Origin of the sequence: Rhizobium aethiopicum (assembly GCF_014197535.1) — a bacterium.
GTDB lineage: Bacteria > Pseudomonadota > Alphaproteobacteria > Rhizobiales > Rhizobiaceae > Rhizobium > Rhizobium aethiopicum_A.
In genome coordinates this window covers 21292-29179 of sequence record NZ_JACIFV010000047.1, presented here as the reverse complement: position 1 = coordinate 29179, position 7888 = coordinate 21292, and the positions used below count along the sequence as shown (strand labels likewise).

General features: G+C 63.8%; 8 protein-coding genes. 3 read left to right on the top strand and 5 right to left on the bottom strand.

Translation table 11 applies throughout. The annotated features are described in order from the left end of the window. The first annotated feature begins 463 nt into the window (after window positions 1-463). Window positions 464-820 (top strand): hypothetical protein, encoded by a 357-nt coding sequence (locus tag GGD53_RS30840; protein ID WP_246717922.1) that lies wholly within the window; start codon window positions 464-466, stop codon window positions 818-820. Window positions 821-899: 79 nt separating this feature from the next. Here the strand turns inward: GGD53_RS30840 and moaB are convergent, their stop codons facing one another. The 4 genes from moaB to GGD53_RS30820 form a co-directional block, all read right to left on the bottom strand. Further along, the gene (gene moaB, locus GGD53_RS30835; RefSeq protein ID WP_184460495.1) at window positions 900-1451 is read right to left on the bottom strand and encodes a molybdenum cofactor biosynthesis protein B; all 552 of its coding nucleotides are present in this window, start codon (window positions 1449-1451) and stop codon (window positions 900-902) included. Continuing rightward, a complete protein-coding gene (locus GGD53_RS30830) occupies window positions 1451-2335 on the bottom strand; it encodes a 4-(cytidine 5'-diphospho)-2-C-methyl-D-erythritol kinase (protein ID WP_184460494.1) in 885 nt (294 codons plus the stop codon). The genes moaB and GGD53_RS30830 overlap by 1 nt, the downstream gene beginning before the upstream one ends. 12 nt (window positions 2336-2347) lie before the next feature. Further along, entirely contained in the window at window positions 2348-4180 is a 1833-nt protein-coding gene (locus tag GGD53_RS30825) for a tetratricopeptide repeat protein (RefSeq protein ID WP_184460493.1), read from the bottom strand. Between the two features lie 127 nt (window positions 4181-4307). Then, on the bottom strand, window positions 4308-5324 hold the full coding sequence (locus GGD53_RS30820; protein WP_184460492.1) for a polyprenyl synthetase family protein: 1017 nt from the start codon (window positions 5322-5324) through the stop codon (window positions 4308-4310). A gap of 108 nt (window positions 5325-5432) precedes the next feature. Here GGD53_RS30820 and GGD53_RS30815 point away from each other — a divergent pair, with 108 nt between their 5' ends. Beyond that, window positions 5433-5660 (top strand): DUF2007 domain-containing protein, encoded by a 228-nt coding sequence (locus GGD53_RS30815; RefSeq protein WP_184460491.1) that lies wholly within the window; start codon window positions 5433-5435, stop codon window positions 5658-5660. Between the two features lie 7 nt (window positions 5661-5667). After that, on the top strand, window positions 5668-6465 hold the full coding sequence (locus tag GGD53_RS30810; protein ID WP_184460490.1) for a tRNA1(Val) (adenine(37)-N6)-methyltransferase: 798 nt from the start codon (window positions 5668-5670) through the stop codon (window positions 6463-6465). Here GGD53_RS30810 and GGD53_RS30805 read toward each other — a convergent pair. Continuing rightward, a complete protein-coding gene (locus GGD53_RS30805; RefSeq protein ID WP_184460489.1) occupies window positions 6455-7795 on the bottom strand; it encodes an Nramp family divalent metal transporter in 1341 nt (446 codons plus the stop codon). The genes GGD53_RS30810 and GGD53_RS30805 overlap by 11 nt on opposite strands. Between the last annotated feature and the right edge of the window lie 93 nt (window positions 7796-7888).

Here is a 7888-nt window from a genome sequence, read left to right as displayed (position 1 = left end):
CAAATGGCATCGGAAGCCCTCCCTCCGACACACTATGACTTGTCGACCATCAACCCGGTTCATTCTGTCAGGCATCAGCCCGGGCTGTACCCCGCCAAAACCCCTCCCCAACCCCTCCCCACAAGGGGGAGGGGCTTACATGCCGCCCCCTGCTTTCCATTTCACCTCGCATCCGCTCCACCCTTTGCATCTGCAGTAGGGCTGACGTCTGCGCAGTTGGCGCAGCGTGTTAGCCCCTCCCCCTTGTGGGGAGGGGTTGGGGAGGGGTTTTCTCCAATAGGCAGTTCGCCGATCCCGCCATCGCGCAAAGATGGCGCCCAATCGGATTTCGCGCTATAATTCGCTCATGGCGCCGCCGAAGCGCCGCGCTTCGCAACGGATGCCGTGGAATGCCGGTGAACGGCAGAACAGGTCGGCGAAAAATCTCCTCTTCTGCCGGGTTTCCGGCGAAAGGAGGTGCGTCATGCCACGCGGTAGGATCTACGGCGTACGCGGTAGGATCGACGGCGTACGCAGTATGATCTGCGGCCTGCTGGCCGTCATATTGCCGACATTGGTGATCGCGCATCCGCATTCGGCAGCATCGCAGACGATGCTCAGTTGCGCAGGCCGATCCGACGTCGTCAGTTTCCTCGACAGGAATTTCGGTGAGAAGCTCACAGCGGTCGGGTTGGTCAACCAGAACGCCGTTCTCGAGGTCTATGCCGCCAAAACCGGCACCTGGACGCTCGTGGTCACGGATATCCACGGCATAAGCTGCATCCTGCTGTCGGGTGACAGCTGGGATTCGATGCCGGCTCTGCCGGGCATTGCCACATAACAAATGCCAGCGCGTCGGCGCCGAAAGTCTGAATCGGATTTTCGACGGCGCGACCGCGGGGCTGAACGGCAGCGCCAGTCTATTTCTGCGCGCCGCGTTTCAAGTGCTCGTCCAGGCGCGGCATGATCTCGACGAAATTGCACGGCACGCTGCGATAGTCGAGCTGCGCTTTCAGGATGCCGTCCCAGGCGTCCCGGCAGGCGCCGGGCGAGCCGGGCAGGGCGAAGATGAAGGTGGCGTTGGCAACCCCCGCGGTGGCGCGCGACTGGATCGTCGCCGTGCCGATCTTTTCGTAGGAAATACGGTGGAAGACGGCGGAAAACCCGTCCATGCGCTTTTCGAACAGCGGCTCCAGCGCCTCGGGCGTCACGTCTCGACCGGTAAAGCCGGTGCCGCCCGTGGTGATGACGACATCGATCTCATCCCGCTCGGTCCAGGCTTTGACCTGAGCGGCGATCTTCTCCCGGTCATCGGGCACGATCGCCCGCTCGACCAGCCTGTGGCCAGCCTCGGCAATCCGCGCCGCCAGCGTATCGCCGGACTTGTCCGTCTGCGGCGTGCGCGTATCCGAGACGGTGAGGACAGCAATGCCGACGGCGATGAAGGGCCGTTTTTCGTCTAAGCCTGCCATCACATGCCTCCCGAAACCGTTTCCGTCGCCTGGAAATACCAGTCGGGCCGCGCCGCGTGAAGAGCCGCCGCCGCATCTCGCGCGGCGGCCATGTCGGCAAAGATCCCGAAGCAGGTGGCGCCGGAGCCGGACATGCGGGCAAAAAGAGCGCCTTCAGCCCGCAGCATCGCCGAGATTGCCGCGATTTCGGGCACGGCTTCGCGCGCCGGCGGCTCCAGATCGTTGCGGGCCGCGCCGATCGCCGCCAGCCAGCCGGCGGTCTGTGCGAGGTTCAGGGGCGGATTGTTCTTTGCCGTGAGCCGGCGGAAAACCTCCGGCGTCGGAACCCCCTTTAGCGGGTTGGCAAGCACCATGGCAAAGGCCGGCAGATCCGGCACGGCTTCGATCTCCTCGCCGATGCCGCGGGCGATCAGCGGCCGGCTCTCGAGGCACATGGGCACGTCGGCCCCAAGCTTCAGCGCCAGCGCCGCCAGCGTCTCCACCGGCAACCCAGTGCCCCAGAGGCGCATCAGCCCACGCAGGGTCGCCGCCGCATCGGCCGAGCCGCCGCCGATGCCGGAGGCAATGGGCAGGTTCTTCTGGAGATGGATGTGAACAGGGAAGGCAAGGGCGCCCACGACCTCGCGCAGGAGATCGCGCGCTCTGATCACAAGGTTGGTGCCGCCGTCGCCGGCAAGCGTCTCTCCGAAGCGGCCCGACAGGGTGAAGGCGTCGGCCTGCGCCGGCAGGAAGCCCAGCCGGTCGCCGCAATCTGCGAAGGTCACCAGCATATCGAGCAGGTGATAACCGTCCGGCCGCTGGCCCGTCACATGCAGGGCGAGATTGATCTTCGCGCGCGCCTCTTCGGTGACGCCGAAAGCGTCGGCCAAGCCCTGCTCAGGCATCGGTCGCGCCCGTCAGGACTTCTTGTCGACCGGCGGCGGCGTGACCGGCACCGGATCCGGCTGCTTCTTGTCGGCCGCCTTGGCGTCGTCGTCAGCGGGCAGGCCGTTTGCGACCTTTTCCTTGATCTTCGGAATTTCGGCCGCTTCAGGCTCGGAGGCGAGCGCCCGGTTCCACTGGTAGACGGCTTCGAGCTTGCGCCCGACGCGCCAGTAGGCATCGCCGAGATGGTCGTTGATCGTCGCGTCGCCGGCCTTGATCTGCGCCGCCCGCTCCAGCTCGTCGACGGCGTCGTCGAAGCGGTTGAGGCGGAAATAGGCCCAGCCGAGCGAATCGATGATGTAACCGTCGTCAGGGCGGAGATCGACGGCCTTCTTGATCATGGCGAGGCCTTCGTCGAGGTTCCGGTTCATGTCGATCCAGGAATAGCCGAGATAGTTCAGCACCTGCGGCTGGTCGGGGTTGAGCTCCAGGGCCTTGCGGAAATTCGGTTCGGCTTGGTCCCACTTCTTCAGCCGCTCATAGGCGATGCCGCGCTGGAAGAAGACGCTCCAGTTGGCGCGGCCGGGGATCGGACCGATCGCTTCGACCGCCTTGTCGTAATTGGCGGCCATCGCCTCGTAGTCCTTGGCGTCGGAGAGCACGCTGCCATAGGCGAGGTAGCTGCGAATGTCCTTCGGATCCGAGGCGATCAGCGCCTGCAGGTGCTTGCGCGCCTCGTCGACCTTGCCGCCCTGGGCAAGGGCGAGGCCGAGCTGCAGCTCGGAGATGCGCCGCATCGGCGAATCTTCCGGCACCTTCTTATAGAGGGAGATGGCGCGGTCCATCTGGTTCTGCTTTTCGGCGATGCCGCCGAGCAGCACCAGTGTATCGGCGCTGTTGGGGTCGAGCGCCTTGGCGGTCTGCAGGTAGAGCGAGACGATATCCTCGGCGCCATCGCGGTTCAGAGCACCGCCGACGGAGAAGAGCACGCCGGCGGCGCCTTCTTCGGCGGTCTTGACCTGCTGCTCCTGCTTTTCGCCCTTCTCGATGCTGTCGCGTAGCGCATTCAGCGGCGCATAATTCGGCAGCAGGTTATCGCCGACCGAAACAGCGTCGAGCGCCTTCTGCTTGTTGCCCTGCGCGGCCTCGAGGCGGGCAAGCGCCATCACCGCTCGCATGAAGGTGTCGGGCGCCGTCGCCCCGCCTTCCTTGTCGAGCACGGCGTCGTTCAGATGCTGGCGGGCCGATTTCACGTCGCCGGTGACGACGGCAATGGCGCCGGCATTGTAGTTCTGGAAGATGCGGAACCAGTCCGGCCCCTTCATCTTCTCGACCATGGCGAGCGCTTCCTTGCCACGGCCGGCGCCGACCCGGGCCCAGGCGAGCAGCAGGTCGTTCATCATCCGGTCGAGATCGTTCGGTCCCTTATATTTCAGGATCGACTCGGCGGTCTTGTAGTCGTCGCGGCGCACGGCATCCATGCCGCGCACGATCGTGGTGATGCGCTCGACCGAGGGATCGCCCTTCAGATCATTGGCGTATTTGACGCCTTCCTTGATGTCGCCGTTGAGCAGCAGCGAGATCATCAGCCGCTGGCGAATCTCGGGATTGCCGGGCTCGATCTGCAGCGCCTTCTTGTAAAGCGCGATCGCGGTCTCGTAATCGTGATCGACATCGGCCGTGCGCGCGGCGAGAAAGGCGCCGGAGAAAGTGGTGACGCTATCGGCATCGAAGAAGCTCTCGGCCTTGCCGGCATCGCCCGCCTTGGCCGCATCTTCGGCACTCACGCCGGCAACACCGCCAAGCGAAAGGACAGCCGCCAGAGCTGCGCTCGTAAGAAGACGGATGGCAATTCTCTGCCGCATTAGGAAACCTTTCTTCGAGAGCGTCCGGCCGCTGCCGGTCGCAAATCAGTCGTCATCACTGATTCATAACAGGATGGCTTTTTTGGAGCGGCGCTGCAAGAAAATCAGCCTCGATCGCGGCGTTCGATCAATTGACGCGCTCGATGCAGAAGTCGATCACTTCCATCAGGGCGGATTTCCATACCGTATCCGGAAGCGGCGCCAGCGCGTCCCGCGCGATCGTGCCGTAATGGACCGCCCGGCCGATCGTGTCGCTCAGCGTGCCGTATTTGGTGATCAGCCCGAGCGCTTTTTCCAGGTTGGCGTCGCTGCTGTTGCCGGCCTCGATCGCATCACGCCAGAAGGCGCGCTCCTCGGTGGTGCCGCGGCGATAGGCGAGGATGACGGGCAGGGTGATCTTGCCTTCGCGGAAATCGTCACCGACATTCTTGCCGAGATCGGCGGCCTTGCCGCCATAGTCAAGCGCATCGTCGACGAGCTGAAAGGCGAGGCCGAGATTCATGCCGTAGGATTTCAGCGCATTGCGGCCGGAGCGGCCGGCATCGGCAACGATCGGCCCGACTTCGGCGGCAGCCGCGAAGAGAGCCGCCGTCTTGGCGCGGATGACGGAGAGGTAATCGTCCTCCGTCGTCTCCATGTTCTTGGCGACGGAAAGCTGCAGCACTTCGCCTTCGGCGATCACGCAGGCAGCGGACGACAGGACGTCGAGCGCATCGAGCGAGCCGACATCGACCATCATGCGGAAGGCCTGGCCGAGCAGGAAGTCGCCGACCAGCACGCTTGCCTGGTTGCCCCAGATCATCCGCGCCGTCGATTTGCCGCGGCGCAGGTCGCTTTCGTCGACGACGTCGTCATGCAGCAGTGTCGCCGTATGCATGAATTCGACCGAAGTGGCGAGCTTGATGTGGTTTTCGCCGCGATAGTCGAACAGCGAGGCGGCCGCCAGCGTCAGCATCGGCCGCAGCCGCTTGCCGCCTGACGAGATCAGATGGTTGGCCACTTCGGGGATCATCTGCACGTCGGAGCCGGCCTTGGACAGAATGAGCTGGTTCACCCGCTCCATGTCAGCCCGGGTGAGATCGACCAACGGCTTGATGGATGCCTGTTTGTTTTTGCTTTCTTCAAGCGGTATGACCACGCCCAACGACCCGGACTCCTGTTCATTCATTGCATCTGACAATAGAAAGGGGCGATGGGCGCGGCAAGGGGTGAATTGTCGCGTCAGCCGAAATTGGAAGGAAAAAGACGGCAAATGCATGAACTTATCCGCGCCAACGATCCTGTCCTGCTCTCCTTTGCCGAGAGCCTGATGAAGGATGCGGGAATTCACTGCTTCATCGCTGATCAGGGCATGAGCGTTCTGGAAGGCTCGCTCGGCATGCTGCCGCGCCGCTTGCTGGTGGATGAGGACATGGCCAACCAGGCCCGCCGCATCCTGATCGACGCCGGCCTCGGCGGCGAGCTGCGCGACAGGACGTGAGCGGGCGATGACCGGCGGACCCGCTGAAACCATCGATGCCTTCCATCGCGGCGCCTTTCATCTGGTGCAGCCGAAGGGCAGGGGCCATCGCGCCGGCATGGATGCGATGCTGCTGGCCGCCCTCGTCGCCGATGATCGCCCGGTCAGGGTTGCCGATCTCGGCGCCGGCGCCGGTGCCGCCGGCCTTGCCGTCGCCTCGCGCCTTGCCAAGACGCAAGTGGTGCTGTTCGAACGCTCTGCCGAAATGGCCGATTATGCCCGCCGCAGCATCCTTTTGCCGGAAAATGCCCATCTTGCCGGCCGCGTCGGTGTCGTCGTGGCCGATGTGACGCTGACCGCCAAGGCGCGCAACGATGCCGGCCTTGCCGATGAAAGCTTCCATCACGTAATCATGAACCCGCCCTTCAACGATGCCGGCGACCGGCGCACGCCCGATGCGCTGAAAGCCGAAGCCCATGCGATGACCGATGGCCTGTTCGAAAGCTGGATCCGCACCGCCGGCGCCATCATGATCCCGGGCGGGCAACTGTCGCTGATCGCCAGACCCGAGTCGATCGCCGAAATCATCGATGCCTGCGGCCGGCGCTTCGGCGGCATCGAGATCACCGCCATCCATCCGCGCCCAGGGGAAAATGCAGTCCGTATCCTGGTGACCGCCATTAAGGGTTCGCGGGCGCGGCTGTCGCTGCGCGCGGCCCTCGTCATGCACGAAGAGGGGAGCCACAAGTTCTCCCCTCTCGTCGATGATTTCAACAATGGCCGAGCGGCCTATGCCAGGCTTCGACCGTCAAACGCTAGCCGGTGACGAAGTCGAAGAGCAGCTTGACGTTCAGCCCGGCGATGACGATAGCGATCACATAGGCGATGCCGCTCAGCCAGCGCGGCGCGACGAGTTCGCCCATCTTGGCCCGGTTGGCGGTGAACATCACAAGCGGGAAGACGGCGAAGGAAAGCTGTAGGCTGAGCACCACTTGGGTGAGGATCAGCAGTTCGGCCGTGCCCTGGTTGCCGTACCAGATGGTGACGACCGCCGCCGGCACGATGGCGATGGCGCGGGTGATCAGCCGGCGCACCCACGGTTTCAGCCGGATCTTGAGGAAGCCTTCCATGACGATCTGGCCGGCAAGGGTTGCCGTCACCGTCGAGTTGAGGCCGCAGCAGAGAAGCGCGATGCCGAAGAGCGTCGGCGCGATCGCCAGGCCGAGCAGCGGCGACAGCAGCGCATAGGCATTGCCGAGCTCGACGACATCGGTCTTGCCGTTGGCATTGAAGGCGGCGGCCGCAAGGATCAGGATCGAGGCATTGATCAAAAGCGCGAAACAGAGCGCGACGGTCGAGTCGATCGTCGCAAAGGTCAGCGCCTCCTTCTTCTCAGGGATCGTGTGACCATAGGCCCGCGTCTGCACGATGCCGGAGTGCAGATAGAGATTGTGCGGCATGACGGTCGCGCCGAGGATGCCGAGCGCCAGGTAGAGCATTTCCGGGTTGGTGACGATTTCGGTCGTCGGGAAGAAGCCGGTGATGACGGCGCCCCATTGCGGATCGGCCAGGAAGATCTGTACGCCGAAGCAGAGCGCGATGACCCCGAGCAGCGCGATGATGAAGGCTTCCACCCAACGGAAGCCGAGCCTCTGCAGAAAGAGGATCAGGAAGACGTCGAGCGCGGTGATCAGCACACCGAGTTCGAGCGGGATACCCATCAGTAGGTTGAGGCCGATCGCCGTGCCGATCACCTCGGCAATGTCGGTGGCGATGATGGCGATTTCCGCAAAGGCCCAGAGCGGCACCGAGACGTATTTCGGAAAGGCGTCGCGGCAGGCCTGCGCGAGGTCGCGACCGGAGGCGATCGCCAGGCGCGCGCAGAGTGATTGCAGCACGATTGCCATCAGGTTGGAAAGCAGGGCGACGGTGAGCAGCGCATAGCCGAATTTCGAGCCGCCGGCGAGCGAGGTCGCCCAGTTGCCGGGGTCCATGTAGCCGACGGCGACCATGTAGCCCGGCCCGGCAAAGGCCGCTGCCCGGCGCCACATCGAGCTGTGACGCCCCGTTCCGACGGTGCGGTAGACATCCGACAGCGACGCCTCTCCGCGTTCGTGTCGCCAGCCGCTGTTTGCATTGGGATTGAGGGCATCCATGCCATTTCCACCTGTTTATCGTCCGTGCACTATGACCGATTAGAATGATAATGCAAGTCATTCGCAACAAGAAAATCAATCCGGTGTTTTTCA